Annotated in this window: 19 protein-coding genes; all 19 read left to right on the plus strand. The window is 42.8% G+C overall.

Features of this window, described 5'->3' with window-relative positions; translation table 11 throughout:
* Positions 1–33 precede the first annotated feature (33 nt).
* The 19 genes from NIE32_RS09310 (at position 34) to NIE32_RS09400 (ending at position 16,850) form a co-directional block, all read left to right on the plus strand.
* The gene (locus tag NIE32_RS09310) at positions 34–603 is read left to right on the plus strand and encodes a manganese efflux pump MntP (protein ID WP_253076618.1); all 570 of its coding nucleotides are present in this window, start codon (positions 34–36) and stop codon (positions 601–603) included.
* 195 nt (positions 604–798) lie between these two features.
* Positions 799–1,371 (plus strand): TIGR01440 family protein, encoded by a 573-nt coding sequence (locus NIE32_RS09315; protein WP_253076619.1) that lies wholly within the window; start codon positions 799–801, stop codon positions 1,369–1,371.
* 319 nt (positions 1,372–1,690) lie between these two features.
* On the plus strand, positions 1,691–2,947 hold the full coding sequence (glyA, locus tag NIE32_RS09320; RefSeq protein ID WP_253076620.1) for a serine hydroxymethyltransferase: 1,257 nt from the start codon (positions 1,691–1,693) through the stop codon (positions 2,945–2,947).
* Between the two features lie 67 nt (positions 2,948–3,014).
* Complete coding sequence (upp, locus tag NIE32_RS09325; protein ID WP_253076621.1) at positions 3,015–3,644, plus strand: uracil phosphoribosyltransferase; 630 nt, start codon at positions 3,015–3,017, stop codon at positions 3,642–3,644.
* 439 nt (positions 3,645–4,083) lie between these two features.
* A complete protein-coding gene (locus NIE32_RS09330; RefSeq protein WP_253076622.1) occupies positions 4,084–4,305 on the plus strand; it encodes an AtpZ/AtpI family protein in 222 nt (73 codons plus the stop codon).
* 5 nt (positions 4,306–4,310) lie between these two features.
* Positions 4,311–4,763: an ATP synthase subunit I gene (locus tag NIE32_RS09335; protein WP_253076623.1), complete on the plus strand. Its 453-nt coding sequence runs from the start codon at positions 4,311–4,313 to the stop codon at positions 4,761–4,763.
* The gene (atpB, locus tag NIE32_RS09340; RefSeq protein WP_253076624.1) at positions 4,720–5,460 is read left to right on the plus strand and encodes a F0F1 ATP synthase subunit A; all 741 of its coding nucleotides are present in this window, start codon (positions 4,720–4,722) and stop codon (positions 5,458–5,460) included. The genes NIE32_RS09335 and atpB overlap by 44 nt, the downstream gene beginning before the upstream one ends.
* A 72-nt stretch (positions 5,461–5,532) precedes the next feature.
* The gene (gene atpE / locus NIE32_RS09345; RefSeq protein WP_023509696.1) at positions 5,533–5,757 is read left to right on the plus strand and encodes a F0F1 ATP synthase subunit C; all 225 of its coding nucleotides are present in this window, start codon (positions 5,533–5,535) and stop codon (positions 5,755–5,757) included.
* A 91-nt stretch (positions 5,758–5,848) separates the two neighbouring features.
* The gene (gene atpF / locus NIE32_RS09350; protein ID WP_253076625.1) at positions 5,849–6,337 is read left to right on the plus strand and encodes a F0F1 ATP synthase subunit B; all 489 of its coding nucleotides are present in this window, start codon (positions 5,849–5,851) and stop codon (positions 6,335–6,337) included.
* Entirely contained in the window at positions 6,334–6,879 is a 546-nt protein-coding gene (locus NIE32_RS09355) for a F0F1 ATP synthase subunit delta (RefSeq protein WP_253076626.1), read from the plus strand. The genes atpF and NIE32_RS09355 overlap by 4 nt, the downstream gene beginning before the upstream one ends.
* Before the next feature lie 7 nt (positions 6,880–6,886).
* Entirely contained in the window at positions 6,887–8,401 is a 1,515-nt protein-coding gene (atpA, locus tag NIE32_RS09360) for a F0F1 ATP synthase subunit alpha (RefSeq protein ID WP_253076627.1), read from the plus strand.
* A gap of 143 nt (positions 8,402–8,544) precedes the next feature.
* Positions 8,545–9,414: an ATP synthase F1 subunit gamma gene (gene atpG, locus NIE32_RS09365; protein ID WP_253076628.1), complete on the plus strand. Its 870-nt coding sequence runs from the start codon at positions 8,545–8,547 to the stop codon at positions 9,412–9,414.
* A gap of 255 nt (positions 9,415–9,669) precedes the next feature.
* Positions 9,670–11,079 carry a F0F1 ATP synthase subunit beta gene (atpD, locus tag NIE32_RS09370; RefSeq protein WP_253076629.1) on the plus strand — a complete coding sequence of 470 codons (1,410 nt, stop codon included), beginning with the start codon at positions 9,670–9,672 and terminating at the stop codon, positions 11,077–11,079.
* Positions 11,080–11,127: 48 nt separating this feature from the next.
* Positions 11,128–11,556: an ATP synthase F1 subunit epsilon gene (atpC, locus tag NIE32_RS09375; protein ID WP_253076630.1), complete on the plus strand. Its 429-nt coding sequence runs from the start codon at positions 11,128–11,130 to the stop codon at positions 11,554–11,556.
* A 343-nt stretch (positions 11,557–11,899) separates the two neighbouring features.
* Positions 11,900–12,136, plus strand: coding sequence for a DUF1146 family protein (locus tag NIE32_RS09380; RefSeq protein ID WP_253076631.1), 237 nt, complete (start codon positions 11,900–11,902; stop codon positions 12,134–12,136).
* A gap of 110 nt (positions 12,137–12,246) precedes the next feature.
* Entirely contained in the window at positions 12,247–13,014 is a 768-nt protein-coding gene (locus NIE32_RS09385; protein WP_253076632.1) for a YwmB family TATA-box binding protein, read from the plus strand.
* Positions 13,015–13,135: 121 nt separating this feature from the next.
* On the plus strand, positions 13,136–14,467 hold the full coding sequence (gene murA, locus NIE32_RS09390) for a UDP-N-acetylglucosamine 1-carboxyvinyltransferase (RefSeq protein WP_253076633.1): 1,332 nt from the start codon (positions 13,136–13,138) through the stop codon (positions 14,465–14,467).
* A 341-nt stretch (positions 14,468–14,808) separates the two neighbouring features.
* Positions 14,809–15,798: a stage II sporulation protein D gene (gene spoIID / locus NIE32_RS09395; protein WP_253076634.1), complete on the plus strand. Its 990-nt coding sequence runs from the start codon at positions 14,809–14,811 to the stop codon at positions 15,796–15,798.
* A 176-nt stretch (positions 15,799–15,974) separates the two neighbouring features.
* A complete protein-coding gene (locus NIE32_RS09400; protein ID WP_253076635.1) occupies positions 15,975–16,850 on the plus strand; it encodes a M23 family metallopeptidase in 876 nt (291 codons plus the stop codon).
* Positions 16,851–17,024 lie beyond the last annotated feature (174 nt).

Consider the following 17,024-nt stretch of genomic DNA (forward strand, 5'->3'; position numbering starts at 1 on the left):
GATTGTCCATAGGGACAAGAGGGAGGAACGGTAATGGCAATACATCTGATCAACCAAGGATTGGCATTATGCGTGATGGCGATTGCTCTTGGCATGGATGCCTTTTCAGTCTGTGTAGGGATGGGGATGACTACCGTTCGATTAAGAAAGGCAGCTTTGACTGGATTGTGGATTGGGCTGTTTCATATTTTCATGCCACTATTTGGTATGGCGCTAGGTAACTTGCTCTCCGGCCGATTCGGTGAAATCGCCGAGATGGCCGGAGGCTTGCTGATGCTGTTAATTGGATTCCAGATGATCCTCTCCATTGCCAAACGTGATCTGAGAAGATCCGAATTTGCATACGCTTCTGATGTCAGTTTGCTTCTTTTTGCGGCAAGTGTTAGCATCGACAGTTTTTCTGTTGGACTGAGCATGGGACTTTTTGGTGCGAGAATGCTAGCAGCGGTACTCATGTTCGGTTTTACAAGTATGGTGATGGCTTGGTTCGGCTTTTTTATCGGCAGAAAAACAGGACGATACTTTGGCCGCTATGGAGAAGTTCTCGGTGGAGTAATTTTATTCATTTTAGGTTTGAAATTACTCTTGCATTTTCCTATTTAGTTAGTTGCTATAACAAAGTGTTCGTTCCTTTGTCATGAACAGAACAAATCCCCAACATTTCAACACTATATTTCCCAGGCAATGAAATAGTTGCTGTTTTTTGTCGAATAAGAATACTTCGGTGAGAACATGTATAACCTGCTATAATAATAGTGAAACTGTTAAAAATAAGTCCTTGTAAGGAAGGATCAAGGAATGGAAACGTTAGATTTAAAAATTACAGAAGCAGTAAGCAAAGCACTTGCTGATCTTGAACAGACGATGCCTTTTCGTGAACGAACGTTACTTGTGATCGGTTGTAGTACAAGTGAGGTTGGAGGGGAACGCATTGGCACCTCGGGATCACTGAGTGTTGCAGCATCAATCTTTGCGGCTCTAAAGAAATGTCATGAGCAAACAGGTGTTAGGTTCGCTTTTCAATGCTGTGAGCACTTAAACCGTGCACTCGTTATTGATCGGAATATTGCAGAGCAACGTAATTATGATGAAGTGACGGTACGTCCAATCCGTCATGCGGGCGGATCTATGGCTACCTATGCATTTGAACATATGACTGACCCGGTGATGGTTGAATTTATTCAAGCAGATGGTGGTCTGGACATTGGTGATACGTTGATTGGCATGCACCTTAAGCATGTAGCAGTACCAGTTAGAAGTGAGATTCACGAAATCGGTCATGCCCATTTAGTAATGGCGCGGACGCGTCCAAAATTAATTGGTGGAGAACGCGCGGTTTATCCGAGCAATGAAACCGTGCGGCGAGTGTAAGAAGGGTGCGGTCAGAAAGTAAAGAGGCAAGAGCCGGTTCGGCGCACAGGTTGCGCTGTTTTTTAATGTACACTTTTGAATCGAGTTCTCAGTAAATATGGAACCCTATTTATGAGGAACCTTCATGCATAAATACTTAGTGAACTGAAAATGATCTAAAGTCAATAAAAGTCATCATAAGCACACAAAAATGGAGAAAAGTGATAATCATTCTGAAAGATAATGGAAGAATGCTGTCTTTCCGATTTATTTCACTGTAAATGGATAAAATGTGATAAAATTTATTTGACTTAGACTTGAGAGGAGTTGCACGCATTTCATGAAGGGTATTAAAGCAAATGATCCTGAATTGTATCAAGCCATTGAAAAAGAGTTAGGTAGACAGAGAAATAAAATTGAACTAATTGCATCTGAGAATTTTGTCAGTACAACTGTGCTTGAAGCCGCGGGTTCAATTCTAACCAATAAATATGCGGAAGGTTATCCGGGGCACCGTTACTATGGCGGCTGCGAATATGTCGATATTGTCGAAGATCTTGCAAGAGATCGGGCATTAAAATTATTTGGTGCTGATCATGTGAATGTTCAACCTCACTCGGGCGCACAGGCGAACATGGCTGTTTATGAGACAATTTTAAAGCCTGGCGATACGGTTCTCGGTATGAGACTTGCACATGGCGGGCATCTTACACATGGTAGTCCCGTTAACTTCAGCGGGCAGCTCTATAATTTCGTAGACTATGGTGTCACAAAAGAAACACAAACCATTGATTATGACGAAGTGGCAAGTCAAGCCTTAAAATACAAACCAAAGCTTATCGTTGCCGGTGCAAGTGCGTATCCACGGATTATTGATTTCAAGAAGTTCCGTGAGATTGCTGATCGTGTTGGCGCATACTTAATGGTCGACATGGCACACATTGCCGGACTTGTAGCTGCCGGACTTCATCCAAATCCGGTGCCATATGCTGATTTTGTTACTACGACTACGCATAAGACATTGCGTGGACCACGTGGTGGAATGATCTTCTGCAAAGAGGAATTTGCAAAAAAATTGGATAAAGCAATTTTTCCAGGAATTCAAGGCGGTCCTCTGATGCACATCATTGCAGCTAAGGCGGCTGCTTTTGGGGAAGCACTTAAGCCCGAATTCAAAGCATACTCAGCTCAAATTATTGCAAATGCTCATACGTTTGCTGAAACGTTGCAAGAAGAGGGTCTGAATTTGGTTTCAGGCGGAACTGATAATCACTTAGTACTCGTTGATGTTCGTAATCTTGGCATTACAGGCAAAAAAGCAGAAGCAGTTCTCGATAGCATTGGAATTACAACGAACAAAAATGCCATTCCATTTGATCCGGAAAAACCTTTTGTAACAAGCGGTATTCGAATGGGTACACCAGCGGTGACAACAAGAGGATTCAAGGAAGAAGATATGAAAGAAGTTGCTTCCATAATTGCCGATGCCTTAAAACAGCCGGATGATGAATCTGTGCTTGAAAAAGCAGCAAATCGCGTGAAGATACTAACAGAAAAATATCCGCTGTATGCTTTAGGAACAGGCGCTTTTGCTTAATTCTGAATAAGTTAACATAGGGAGAAACCAATTTCTCCCTTTATTTTTTGATTTGGAGGCATGGGAAATGGGTAAGCTGGTCGTATTGGATCACCCGTTGATTCAACACAAATTAACAATGATTAGGGATTATAAAACGGGAACAAAAGCGTTTCGTGAATTGGTTGACGAAGTCGCAATGCTGATGGCTTTTGAAATCACACGCGATCTTGCATTACAGGAAGTGGAAGTGCAAACTCCTGTTGCAAAAGCGAAGGCTTATGAAATTGCTGGAAAGAAACTAGGAATTATTCCTATTCTTCGTGCGGGACTTGGTATGGTCAACGGTGTGTTGAAACTTATCCCAGCAGCAAAGGTTGGGCATGTTGGCCTCTATCGCGACCCGGAAACATTAAAGCCAGTAGAATATTATGTGAAGCTACCTGCCGATATTTCGGAAAGGGATTTAATTATTGTGGATCCAATGCTGGCAACGGGCGGCTCTGCTGCAGCAGCAATCACATCGCTGAAGCAACGCGGTGGCGTAAATATCAAATTAATGTGTTTGATTGGAGCTCCAGAAGGGGTAAAAGAAGTTCAAAAGGAACATCCTGATGTTGACATTTATTTGGCATCATTAGATGAAAAACTGAATGAACATGGCTATATTGTACCAGGACTAGGTGATGCCGGCGATCGTCTCTTTGGCACAAAGTAAGGTATAAATGGGAACTTAGAATTTGAAAAATAATTCCAAGTTTCTTACATTTTATGTGAGGATTATTTTCATTGTTGGTGATTTGTCACAATTCAGCTGTGCCGATCCAAACAAAAGTGATTAGAATTCTAATTATAAAAGAATACCTCATCCAAGCATCTTTAAGGGCTATCAAAAAAAATGCAGTGATTTATGTCACATATTTATAAAAAATCATTGCAATAAGATAGCGCTTTCGCTAAAATGGAAAAGGACTGTGAATTTTTGGACGTAGCTTAACACGCATTCTGTAAGGATTTTATCGGAATTCGAACAGAATAGCATGTGAAAGATTTATGTCCGACTCTAGTTCCGGACATTCACTTTCGAATGGTTAAATGGTTGGGCTTTTTCTTGCACCGGATCCGGTGAAGACACTTTGCTCTGAGGAGGACTTTCCATGAACCGGAAGAAGGGGCCTAATGCTTTACAAATAGCAGCGACGGTCAGCGCAATGGGTTTCGAAATATTTGCATTCATTATCATCGGAGCACTTGGCGGTAACTATATGGATCAACGTTTTGAAACAGGGCATCTTTGGTTGCCGATTTGTGCGGTTGCAGGCTTTTTTCTGGGACTGTTTAGCTGCTACTTTACACTGAAATCATTAATGAAGGATTGATAGCGATGAAACCAGTCATGGAATGGTTTTCACGCGTTGTACTGATTGTGACGGTGTGTTATGTAGTTGTGTTTGGGTTAATCTGGTTTTTGAGACCGGCGAGAGCGCTGGCCAGCGGCTTTCTCCTCGGCGGATTAATCAGTTTATATAATGTATTTCATTTATCGTTTCGATTAAGGATAGCCGGACTTCGAATTCAATCAGGTTCCCGTAAAATGGCGGGTTTACATATGACGGTTCGTGTTCTTGCTATCGTGTTTGGAACACTGATCGTGTATCGCTTTCCAACCCGCATTGATTACCGATCTTTTGTGCTGTCGTTATTGTTTGGTTATCTGCTTCTTGTGACGGTGATGAGTTATTATTATTTAAAAGGCAATGGCAAGACTTCTTCAGATGAAGGGGGGGAGATTCATGGATCTGACTCCGAAAGTGAAATTTCTCGGAATGACCTTTGATGTCACGTTGATGATTGGATCAGTGGTTTCCGCATTGATTGTCCTGTTGCTTGTGTTTTTACTTACACGCAAGCTGTCTGTTCGTCCCGGTGGCCGCCAAAATGTCATGGAATATGTCATTGATTTTGTCAGCGGTATTACAGGGATGATGCTTGAAAAGAAAGAATCAGCAAGATATCTAAGCTTTGCATTGACAACTTTTCTTTTCATATTAGTAGCTAACTTACTTGGCGTTGTTGTCATGGTAACGGCTACAGCACATGGCCCAATCCCATCACTGGGCATAACAGCAGCTGATTTGAAACTCACTGATTCAGTCAGTTGGTTCAAATCACCAACGTCAGACATTAACGTAACCGTAGCGATGGCAGGTGCGATATTCTTGTATTCACATTTTGCAGGTATTGCTAAAAGCCCGCTTGGTTATTTGCAACATTATGTGAAACCGTTCTGGTGGATGCTTCCGATTCACATTATCGATGAAGTGTCAAAACCAGCAACACACGCATTGCGACTTTGGGCGAACATATTCGCCGGCGAAGTGTTAATTCTGATTCTTCGTGAAGGCACATTCTATTTTACTGGAATTCCACTTTTTGCCTGGATGGGTTTTTCAGTTTTCGTCGGATGTATCCAGGCGTACATTTTCACAGTGCTGGCAATGGTGTATATCGCTCAAAAGGTGGGAGAAGAATGATTTAAGTGAGCATTCGAACTTCCCATCCTATGCGAAGGATAAAAACATAGACAAACTAGGAGGAATCTTGTTATGAGTTTAGCAGTTCTAGCTGGTGGTATCATGATCGCGTTTGGTGCGCTTGCAGCAGGTATTGGCAACGGTGTACTCTTCAGCCGTTACTTGGAAGGTATTGCTCGTCAGCCCGAAGCACAGGGTACTCTGTTTGGACAATCGATGATCGCACTCGGTCTCGTTGAAGCATTACCAGTCATTTCAATCGCGTTTGGTATTCTGGTTCTCTTCGGCATTATCTGATCCAACAGGCACGACTTAGAACAATTGGTGCCACTTTTTTGCGGCCGGAATCAGCAAGAAAATCTGTAGATTGAAAGGAGTGGCAAGAGCTGTGCTGTCATTTTCTTTGGGAAATATTCTTTTCCAATTAGTCGTCATGATTTTGTTGATGATCTTTGTCACGATGATTGGCGTACGACCGATTATTGCGGTTATGGAAAAAAGAAAAAAATATATTAACGGTCAGATTGACGGAGCGGAAAAAAGCCGACAAGATGCAGAAACTTATCTTGCAGAGCAGAAAGCAGAAGTCGAGCGCATTCGTGAAGAAGCGCATGGCATTCTTGAACAAGCAAAAAGCCAGGCTAACGCTGAAGCAAAGAGCATTATCGATGCAGCAAAAAGCCGTTCGGATCTGATGATTAAAGATGCGAATGAAGAAATCAGCCTTGAAAAAGAAAAGGCAATTGCCGCGATCCGCGATGAAGTCGCTGATCTGTCGGTTCTGCTCGCGTCAAAAGTGCTTGAAAAGGAAATCAATCCAAAAGATTATTCAACAGAGATTGATCAGTTAATAAAGCAGGTGGGGAATCAACGATGAGCGAAATCGTAGCGAACCGTTATGCACAGGCGCTTTTTGAAGTTGCAGAAGAGCGCGACGCCATTGATACGATCGAATCTCAACTGCATATTGTGGCTGAAGCTCTAAATGAACATGAAGATCTTCGCCGTGTACTGATGCATCCTCAGGTCAGCAGTGAAAATAAGAAGGAACTTGTAAACAAGCTGTTTGAAGATCAGACTGGTCTTGAAGTTTTGAATCTGCTGAGACTGCTTATCGACCGCAAACGCGAAGCCATAATCGATGAAGTGCTTGAAGCCTACACACAAATGGCAAATGAGAAACGTGGCATACTTGATGTTACTGTAACGACTGCCGTTGCTTTAGAAAAGCAAGAAGAACAAGATCTTGCTGAGCGGCTCGGACAAGCGCTTGGAAAGAAATTGAGCATCCACGTTAAAGTTGATAAAGCAATCATTGGAGGCATCCTGCTGCGCATCGGCGACCGCCTTTATGACGGAACGATAGCTAGCAAATTGGCAGGCTTCAAACAGGAGATTAAAGTAGGGAGACAGGGGTGAAAATATCGTGAGCATTAAAGCGGAAGAAATCAGCTCATTAATCAAACAGCAGATTGAAAATTATCAATCCACCGTTGAAGTGAGCGAAGTCGGCACTGTCATCACTGTCGGCGACGGAATCGCCCGCGTCCACGGCCTTGACAGTGTTATGTCGGGCGAGCTTGTCGAATTTTCCAACGGCGTCCTTGGTATGGCTCAAAACCTTGAAGAGGACAACGTCGGTATCGTCATACTCGGCCCTTTTACAGATATTCATGAAGGAGATCCGGTCAAACGTACAGGACGGATTATGCAGGTTCCGGTTGGTGAAGCATTGCTGGGACGAGTTGTTAATCCACTTGGCCAGCCAATTGATGGCAAGGGTCCAATCGCAACCGATAAGACACGACCGGTTGAAAAAAAGGCGCCTGGCGTAATGCAGCGTAAGTCGGTATTTGAACCGATGCAAACCGGAATCAAAGCGATTGATGCCATGATTCCGATCGGACGTGGTCAGCGTGAATTAATCATTGGCGACCGTCAGACAGGTAAGACAGCGATTGCCATTGATACGATTATTAATCAAAAAGATCAAGATGTGATCAGCATCTATGTTGCTATTGGTCAAAAAGAGTCGACTGTTGCCGGTGTTGTGAATACATTAAAACAATATGGCGTTATGGATAAGACAATTGTTGTATCAGCCGGGGCTTCAGAGCCTGCTCCATTGCTTTATCTGGCGCCTTATACCGGTGTAACAATGGGTGAAGAATTCATGTATAATGGCAAACACGTGCTTATTATCTATGATGATTTGTCCAAACAAGCAGCAGCATATCGTGAACTTTCCTTGCTCATTCGCCGTCCGCCGGGCCGTGAAGCATTCCCTGGTGACGTTTTCTATTTGCACTCAAGGCTTCTTGAACGTGCAGCAAAACTGAGTGACGAATTAGGTGGCGGTTCAATCACTGCACTGCCGATTATTGAAACACAGGCCGGGGATATTTCAGCCTACATCCCAACCAACGTTATTTCAATTACAGATGGACAGATTTTCCTTGAATCCAACCTCTTCTACTCAGGTATCCGACCAGCCGTTGACGCCGGAACATCCGTATCTCGTGTTGGTGGTGCTGCGCAGATCAAAGCGATGAAGAAAGTTGCAGGAACGCTGAAACTCGATTTGGCTTCTTACCGAGAACTGGAAGCATTCTCGCAATTTGGTTCAGATCTTGATAAAGCAACTAAAGCGAAACTGGATCGAGGCGCAAGAACAGTTGAAATTTTGAAGCAGGATCTTCACAATCCATATCCTGTTGAAAAACAGGTTGCTGTGCTTTATGCCTTAACCAAAGGTTACATTGATGACGTTGCGATTGTCGATATTAAACGCTTTGAGAAAGAGTTGCTGGCTTATCTTGCACAAAGTGAAAGCGGCATTCTTGATAACATCCGTAAGACAAAACAGCTTCCGGATGAAAAAGTGTTTGCTGATGCTATTACTGCATTTAAGAAAACTTTTGTACCTACAAATGCTGAATAAACACGTAGGGCTCAGAAAAAATGAAAAAAGAATCCGATATCTTGACATCGGAAGAACGCATATTCTTCTGAAGATTGGCCCACTGATCCATGATGGTTTTTCCATGATGATGTTCAAACGGCCTTCAAGGGTGGTGAACGAACATGCCTTCAATGCGTGATATTAAGGAAAAAATCGCGTCAACGAAACAAATGCGCAAAATTACCAAAGCCATGCAAATGGTAGCAGCCGCAAAGCTGAATCGCGCGCAGGCGACGGCCCAAGATTATTCAGCTTATGCAGATAAACTGCGTGAGGTTGTGGCAAGTATTGCGAGCGCCTCATCGAAGGGGAGCAGCAGCAAGCACCCGATGCTGGCTGCACGACCTGTTAAAAAAACAGCTTATCTGGTCATCACAGAGAACCGTGGACTTGCCGGTGCTTATGATAGTACGGTATTGAAGTATACTCAGAACCTGATTGCTGAAAAACATCAATCAAGGGATGAGTACGTAATCATCGTAACTGGAAAAGTCGGATTGAGCTTCTTTGAAAAACGTGGTTACCCTGTTGTTTTAAGTAAGACAGATATCGCTGATGATTTTACGTTCGATGATGTGTTAGCTTTTGCCAAGCAGACGATTGCTCTGTTTGATAGCAAAGAAATTGATGAGTTGCATTTGGTCTATAATCATTTTGTTAATGCGATTTCGCAAACTTTGGTTGATAAACAGTTGCTTCCGCTTAAAGATCTTAAAAGTGAGTCAGCGGCGAAAGTTAATTACGCATATGAGCCTGATGAAGATGAAGTACTGGAAAGTCTTCTTCCACTCTATGCGGAAGGACAGATTTACGGTGCTTTGCTTGATGCCAAAGCTGCAGAACAAGCTGCTCGAATGACAGCAATGAGAAGTGCGTCGGATAATGCCAGTGATATTATTGATCACTTGTCTCTCGAATATAACCGGGCACGTCAGGCTGCCATTACACAGGAGATTACAGAGATTGTCGGCGGTGCCGCCGCTCTCGAATAAGTGACTGCAAGAAAAAATTGATAGGTTCGTTCAAAAAGGAAGATAATGGATCAGTTTGCTGGCTAGGAACGCAACATCCTGCTGCAACGCCTGCACTGGCCCATCCTGGGCGTCGTGAGAAGATCAAGATTGCGCAGTTTTAAACGCGTACATACATGACTTCGACATTGCTCACGGGATGTGTACGTCATTAGTCGAAGATCCATCTTCCCTTTCCCGGACTTTTTGAACACCCATCTGATAGGAGGTAGTTTCATGAACAAAGGGTATGTCACTCAGGTTATGGGCGCCGTTGTAGATGTTAAGTTTGAACGCGGCCATCTGCCTGAAATATATAACGCTCTGACCATAGATTATAAAGCTAAGTCCTCCAATGAAGCGGACATTCACCTGACGCTTGAGGTTGCACTTCACCTTGGCAACGATTCCGTAAGAACCATCGCCATGGACTCAACAGACGGACTTGTCCGAGGCATGGAAACGATCGATACTGGAGCACCAATTTCTGTTCCGGTCGGTGATGCAACACTTGGCCGTGTATTTAACGTGCTAGGAGAAGCTATTGACGGTAAAGAAGTTGCTTCTGATGTTGAAAAGCATGCAATCCATAGAGATCCGCCTAAATTCGCAGAACTATCGACGAAGACCGAAGTTCTTGAAACAGGAATAAAAGTTATTGATCTTTTGACACCATATATAAAGGGTGGCAAGATCGGTCTATTCGGAGGCGCGGGTGTAGGTAAAACCGTGTTGATTCAGGAATTAATTCATAATATCGCCGAAGAGCACGGCGGCGTGTCCGTATTCGCTGGTGTAGGAGAACGAACTCGTGAAGGTAATGACCTGTATTATGAAATGACCGACTCTGGGGTTATTAAAAAAACGGCCATGGTGTTTGGTCAAATGAATGAGCCGCCGGGTGCACGTATGCGTGTGGCACTCTCCGGTCTGACTATGGCTGAATACTTCCGCGATGTAGAGGGACAAGACGTTCTACTTTTCATCGACAACATTTTCCGTTTCACTCAGGCAGGTTCCGAAGTGTCGGCGCTTCTTGGCCGACTACCGTCTGCCGTTGGTTATCAGCCAACATTAGCAACAGAGATGGGCCGTTTGCAGGAACGAATTACGTCGACGAAAAAAGGTTCAGTTACATCAATTCAGGCTGTATATGTGCCAGCCGATGACTATACCGATCCAGCACCGGCAACAACGTTCTCTCACTTGGATGCAACAACAAACCTTGAACGTTCACTGACACAGATTGGTATTTACCCAGCTGTTGATCCACTCGCGTCAACTTCGCGTGCCCTCTCTCCGGATATTGTTGGTGATGAGCATTATGAAGTGGCAGTACGCGTGCAGATGACGCTTCAGAAATATCGGGAACTGCAGGACATTATCGCAATCCTCGGTATGGATGAACTTTCAGATGAAGATAAGCTGACAGTTAGCCGGGCACGTCGTATTCAGTTCTTCCTTGGTCAAAACTTCCACGTTGCTGAACAATTTACTGGTGTTCCAGGATCTTATGTACCGGTAGAAAATACAATTAAAGGCTTTAAGGGTATTCTTGACGGTAACTATGATGATGTTCCGGAAGAAGCTTTCCGAAACACCGGAACAATTGAAGATGTTCTGGAAAGAGCAAAGCAACTGGTTTGATGAGTGGCCTGAACAGGACTGTTCAGGCCAAATGAAGGGGGCAGGCTGATGAGTACGGTGCATACGGATATTGTCACACCAGCGGGCAAAGTGTACGAAGGCGACGTTCACATGGTATGTGTACGCTCCAAAAGCGGTGAACTCGGCATCTTGCCACATCACATGCCGATTGTCGCTCCACTCGAAATCGCTCTTGTTCGCCTGAAGCATGAAGATGAAAAAATTGTTGATTACGTAGCCGTCCATGGTGGTTTTATTCAAGTCGGCCGCGAAAACATTACGATTTTATCTGAAGCTGCTGAACTAAAATCAATGATCGATGTTGAACGTGCAAAACAGGCAAAAGCCGATGCTGAAAACCAACTCAGCACACTTCATGAGACCTCCGAAGGGTATGCTGAAGCGATGCTTAAGTTAAAGCGTTCTGAACTGCGCCTGTCCACGGCGTCGATTGATGATACGATTCCGGAAGCATAATAATAACAAAAAGAGCCCCTTCCATGGTTATGGAGGGGCTCTTTTTGTTATTAAGAAGTAAACTTTGAAACTCTTAATAAAATGCTAAAAAAAAATATGGCTAATTTATACTATTCGAGCTAAAATATACTAGCATTGAATATTAATATTGTGTTAATGTAAGATTACAATTACATGACAAACACGGAGATGAATGCACAGTTTCATATTTTTCAACGAAAGATTATTACATGCCCTAAATTCATTAGGAACAAAGCGCAATCATTACATAGTGGTTGGATATGCAAGTTCCGGATCATCTTTGCGCCATTGTTCCAAAATAAAAGTACAGGCGGTGGCTTGATTGATCAGTAATTCTGGCCTTCAGGCAATGATTAACATTTTATTTCATCTTTCTTTTTTGGCGTTGACTTGGTGGGCGTTGCAGAGCTTGAAATTAGAGAAAGCCTTCCGTCAGCCGAAGAGCAAACAGGCTAGAGTTCTCTATTTGTTGTTGGCCATTGCAATAAGCTACCCAGTTGCAAAGTTCTTTCTTGACTATGTTTTCTGGTCACTGATGTTGCCTCAAATTTATGAATGACCCTATTTGAATGGATCTTTAAGTTGAAAGTCAGATTTTGACGAAAAGTTCCACGTATGGGTCCCTCTCCCTTCAGGAAATAATGAAATTAGGGAGAGGGGCGGACGTAAATGAAACGTCAAATTGTACTTATGATTGTCATTATTTTTTGTTCACCATTATTTACGGAACAATTCCAAGAACATGTAGTAGCGAAACAATCGAACAATGCTTATGCAAATGATCTTGATCGTATTCCAGCATATGTTAAAGCTTTAGAACAACGACATGCAACTGTGGAGCAATGGATAATCTATGCGCGTGAAAATCAGTCGGCTTTGGTGACTGAACAGCAATTTATCCGTGAGACAGAACATAAAAAATCGCAACTCCATGGGTATAAATGGTTTGTTCTACAGCCCAATAAAGGCGTCATCGGATGGAAAGGCGTTAAAAAACTTTCCAATCATGTCGAGGTTCGCATTTCATATGTTGCTTATCCGGAAGAAAATAATTACCAGACCGTTACGCTTTACCAAGTTGTAGGCAAATCATTTAATCAAGAAAATTGGCCGACTATGCGAAAAAAAATTACTACAGATCTTGAGCAAATTTTCCATAATCAAGAGCACATCTACACTTGTGTAAAGGCTAATCGCAGTGCTAAAATGAAACTTGGCTTAATTGAAGAAGGGAACCGGTATATTAAGCTTTTCTCAGGCGCTCCTGTTGAACGACTGCAAGAAAAAACCTTTGTATCGATTTCCGCATATACTAAGATATGGAACAACGCCATTTATACTGGAAACAAAAAAATGAACATTCAGGTTGCCTTGAGAAATGATGGAGACCAAACCATCATTGCCCTTGGCTCGCCAATCATTACTGTGGAATATTAATAATATGGAGAGAATAAGACTCCCTTAGTCCACATGATGACGAATTGATTCAGCAAAATACGCGGCACGGAAGAATGTTCCGGATCGAGCGAAGAGATAAATGGACGCGGAGGGGAAAAGTTTGGAAAAAATTATCGTTCACGGAGGGAAACGGCTTTCGGGCTCTGTGAAAATTGAAGGCGCAAAGAATGCTGTTCTTCCTGTCATTGCCGCATCAATGCTTGCCTCTGAAGGAACAAGCAAAATATATAATGTACCGGAATTGGCAGATGTATACACGATAAATGAAGTTTTGCGCTATTTAAATACGTCGGTGAACTATGAAAACAAGACAATTATGGTTAATGCAATGGCGGAATTGCTTACAGAGGCGCCATTTGAATATGTAAGGAAAATGAGAGCATCCTTTTTGGTTATGGGGCCATTGCTTGCTCGTGTTGGTCGTGCAAAAATTGCGTTACCGGGTGGATGTGCCATTGGCTCACGTCCCATTGATCAGCACCTTAAAGGGTTTGAAGCCATGGGCGCTCAAGTAACAATTGGCAATGGGTCGATTGAAGCTCGTGTTAACGGAAAACTTAAGGGTACTGTTATATGCCTAGATTTTCCAAGTGTTGGAGCCACGGAAAATATTATCATGGCGGCATCCCTCGCTGAAGGTGAAACTGTTCTTGAAAATGCGGCTTGTGAGCCGGAAATTGTTAACTTGGCACAATATCTTAACGCCATGGGTGCTCAGGTGAGTGGTGCAGGTTCAAGTAGAATTGTCATTAAGGGTGTTGAGAAACTGCATTGCGCAGAACACGCCATTCTTCCTGACCGCATCGAAGCAGGTACCTATATGATTGCCGCTGCAATTACAGGCGGAAATGTGTTAATAGAGGATTCTGATAGTGAAGACCTACGTCCCCTAATTGCGAAATTGAGAGAAATGGGTATTACAATTGAAGAAGAAGAGGACGGCATTCGTGTTATTGGAAACGATCATATTCAAGCGATCGATGTAAAAACGATGCCTCATCCGGGTTTTCCAACAGACTTACAGGCACAAATGATGGCGTTGCTCTTGAAAGCTAAAGGCACTTCAGTGATCACAGAAACGGTCTTTGAAAATCGATTTATGCATGTTGAAGAATTCCGTCGAATGAATGCGTCAATAAAAATTGACGGGCGTTCAGCCGTAATCAGTGGACCATGTGATCTTCAAGGAGCTGATGTTGCAGCAACGGACTTACGTGCAGGGGCGGCACTAGTTATTGCAGGACTTGTTGCCAAAGGGTATACCAAAGTAAGCAGACTTCACCACATTGATCGTGGTTATGTTGACTTGGCTGGTAAACTCCGTATGCTTGGCGCTGATATTGAACGTGTACAAGTAAATGAAACAGAACAACCGGCAGCAGAAGCTAAAGAAATACGCACGCCGATTACGATCAATCCCAAGTTTGCTTAAGGATTCTATAATAAGGCCTAATACAACCTGACCTAAGCGGGTCGGGTTTTTATTTTATCTAAGTCGTGATTAATTCTTAATATTCAGAAATCAAATGAAAGCGATTAATCACTCAACCTGAGTTTATGCTTCATACATAAAAATATGCATTGATGGTTTGTTCTAGTTTCGAGTAAAGAAGCATAATTTGATTGTAGAGTGTTCTCCTCAAGGCAAATGCGCGAAAGAGTGCACATACAGGAGGGGTATCGTTGTGTTTAAATACTTTTTGGAAATTCCCATTTTGTCAAAATGCACAAGGAATTGAACGTCTAAATCAGGGATGCCGGAGGCAAAACTAAATGAAGAAGGCGATTGCGCTCCTCTTTATCTTCGTACTCATCATAATTATCATTCCTGCAGTAGTAGTCATTCCCTATACACATCAAGTTGCGCATCAGCAAACCCAAAAGCGCATTACCCAAGATCAGAAAACTATTTCAAAAGCAGCACTGATTTCAGTTTCAGTGTATCGTTCTGCGGATAAAAGGGTGGATCAAGTTGCTCTAAACGACTATCTGATTGGTGTCGTTGGTTCTGAGATGCCCGCCAAGTTTCGACTTGAAGCACTCAAGGCACAAGCAATTGCTGCACGAACCTATATTATGGCACGAATAATGGAAAATCCTAATAGACAAGTTACAGATACTGTACAAAATCAGGTTTACCATAGTCGCACGGAACTAAAGAAGATCTGGGGCAATGATTATCATTGGAAAATAAAAAAAGTAACCCAAGCCGTTGCAGAAACAGATGCTCAAGTAATTACCTATAAAGGAAAGTTGATTTCACCGGTATTCTTTTCAACAAGCAACGGCCAGACTGAAAACGCAAAAGATTACTGGTCAAATAATGTGCCCTATCTCAAATCCGTGCCAAGTCCGTGGGACAAACTCTCACCAAAATACCGGATAAAGAAGAAACTCAGAACAGTTGATGTTGAGCGTGCTCTTGATGTTCGTCTTGGAAGTAATGGTGATCTAGGTAAAGTACTGAAAAAAACAGCAACAAATCATATCGCTCTTTATAGGGTGGATGGAAAAATCTTTACAGGTAGGCAAATCCGCGAAAAGCTGAAGTTAAGCTCGACTGACTTTCAACTAATAAAGAATGGAAATCAAGTCATTGCACAAACATTAGGCAGCGGTCATGACGTGGGCATGAGTCAGTATGGTGCTGAAGGGATGGCACGAGAAGGGAAGAGTGCCAAGCAAATTATTACCTATTTTTATCAAGGGACGCAATTGAGCAAGATGACTGTTAAAGCGCAGCAAGCATTAGCCAAAAAATAAGATTAGAACCACATAGAATGAGAAATGGAAGGTACTGCAAATCTAAAAAAATAGTAAGAAAAGTATTGTCGTAGTGTTAAATTCATAAATTTTATAAAAAAAACAGCATACTTTCCTATTTTTATGTATAGATCGGCAACATTCTGATCAGAATGTTGCTGAGGTGATACAAAAAAATGACAGATAACAAGGATCAGAAGAAATTACAGGAAAAAGAGCTGTCCGGTCTGCGAAAACTAGCAAAACGGCGCTGGTTTTATCCCGCTTTATACTTATGCGCCGCATCGCTCATCCTCACGGGTGTTCTGCTTTTTCAAATGCATGGCTCAGAACAATCGAGTAAAAATGCTCAGGATCGGTTAGTTTTTAATCAAGACAAACCTACATCCAATCCGCTCAGTGCAGGTGATGAAGTGTTTGAATGGCCGGCTGCTCAGGAAGATACTCAGGTGATTCAACCTTTCTATGATGTCAAAGGAACACAGCAGGAACAGCAAGCCGCCCTCGTAAACTATAACAATTCATACGTCCAAAATACGGGTATTAATATTGGTGCGAATGATGATAAGTCGTTTACGGTCACAGCGGCAATGAGTGGAAAAGTAGTAGAAGCTAAGAAAGACGATGTGCTAGGTTATAAGGTGACTTTAAAACACAAGAATGGCGTGGAGACGTTGTACCAAAGCCTAGCTTCAGTAGATGTAGCTATGGGTCAGCAAATTGTCCAAGGTGAGAAGATTGGTACAGCCGGCACAGAAGCACTGAACAAGCCGATGGGTGTTCATCTCCACTTTGAAATTCGCAAAAACGGTTTTCCGGTTAGCCCAGAAAACTATATGAATAAGAGTGCATCGGAAGTCAAAGCAGTTACAGTCGGCGCACAATCAGCAACAGCCAATCCATCCGCTTCGGAAAAGCTAAAAAATCAAGAAAGCAAGGAAACACCGAAGCAAGATACTAGTAAGTCGAAAGACCAAAGCAAATCGAACACTAAAGGATCTGAAAGCGATTCAAGCAAAGGGTCAACAATCGACAAAGGTTCAATGGATTAAGGCATTAGTTGATCAAATGAACAACAGGATTAGAGGATAACAACCTGGCGGTGCACGAACTGTGCATCGCTATTTTTTTACACGTAAAGAACGTATATAATTTTGACGAAACAAAGTTAAGTGACCGAATGCGCAGATGCGAGACTCCTGCGGGAACGTTCCAGTTGATGCGAG

It is taken from the genome of Sporolactobacillus kofuensis (assembly GCF_024125425.1).
Lineage (GTDB): Bacteria > Bacillota > Bacilli > Bacillales > Sporolactobacillaceae > Sporolactobacillus > Sporolactobacillus kofuensis.

Coding starts and splice junctions, on each gene's coding strand:
- NIE32_RS09310 (WP_253076618.1), top strand. CDS start 34: ATGGCAATACATCTGATCAACCAAGGATTGGCATTATGCGTGATGGCG.
- NIE32_RS09315 (WP_253076619.1), top strand. CDS start 799: ATGGAAACGTTAGATTTAAAAATTACAGAAGCAGTAAGCAAAGCACTT.
- glyA (WP_253076620.1), top strand. CDS start 1,691: ATGAAGGGTATTAAAGCAAATGATCCTGAATTGTATCAAGCCATTGAA.
- upp (WP_253076621.1), top strand. CDS start 3,015: ATGGGTAAGCTGGTCGTATTGGATCACCCGTTGATTCAACACAAATTA.
- NIE32_RS09330 (WP_253076622.1), top strand. CDS start 4,084: ATGAACCGGAAGAAGGGGCCTAATGCTTTACAAATAGCAGCGACGGTC.
- NIE32_RS09335 (WP_253076623.1), top strand. CDS start 4,311: ATGAAACCAGTCATGGAATGGTTTTCACGCGTTGTACTGATTGTGACG.
- atpB (WP_253076624.1), top strand. CDS start 4,720: ATGGATCTGACTCCGAAAGTGAAATTTCTCGGAATGACCTTTGATGTC.
- atpE (WP_023509696.1), top strand. CDS start 5,533: ATGAGTTTAGCAGTTCTAGCTGGTGGTATCATGATCGCGTTTGGTGCG.
- NIE32_RS09355 (WP_253076626.1), top strand. CDS start 6,334: ATGAGCGAAATCGTAGCGAACCGTTATGCACAGGCGCTTTTTGAAGTT.
- atpG (WP_253076628.1), top strand. CDS start 8,545: ATGCCTTCAATGCGTGATATTAAGGAAAAAATCGCGTCAACGAAACAA.
- atpD (WP_253076629.1), top strand. CDS start 9,670: ATGAACAAAGGGTATGTCACTCAGGTTATGGGCGCCGTTGTAGATGTT.
- atpC (WP_253076630.1), top strand. CDS start 11,128: ATGAGTACGGTGCATACGGATATTGTCACACCAGCGGGCAAAGTGTAC.
- NIE32_RS09385 (WP_253076632.1), top strand. CDS start 12,247: ATGAAACGTCAAATTGTACTTATGATTGTCATTATTTTTTGTTCACCA.
- spoIID (WP_253076634.1), top strand. CDS start 14,809: ATGAAGAAGGCGATTGCGCTCCTCTTTATCTTCGTACTCATCATAATT.
- NIE32_RS09400 (WP_253076635.1), top strand. CDS start 15,975: ATGACAGATAACAAGGATCAGAAGAAATTACAGGAAAAAGAGCTGTCC.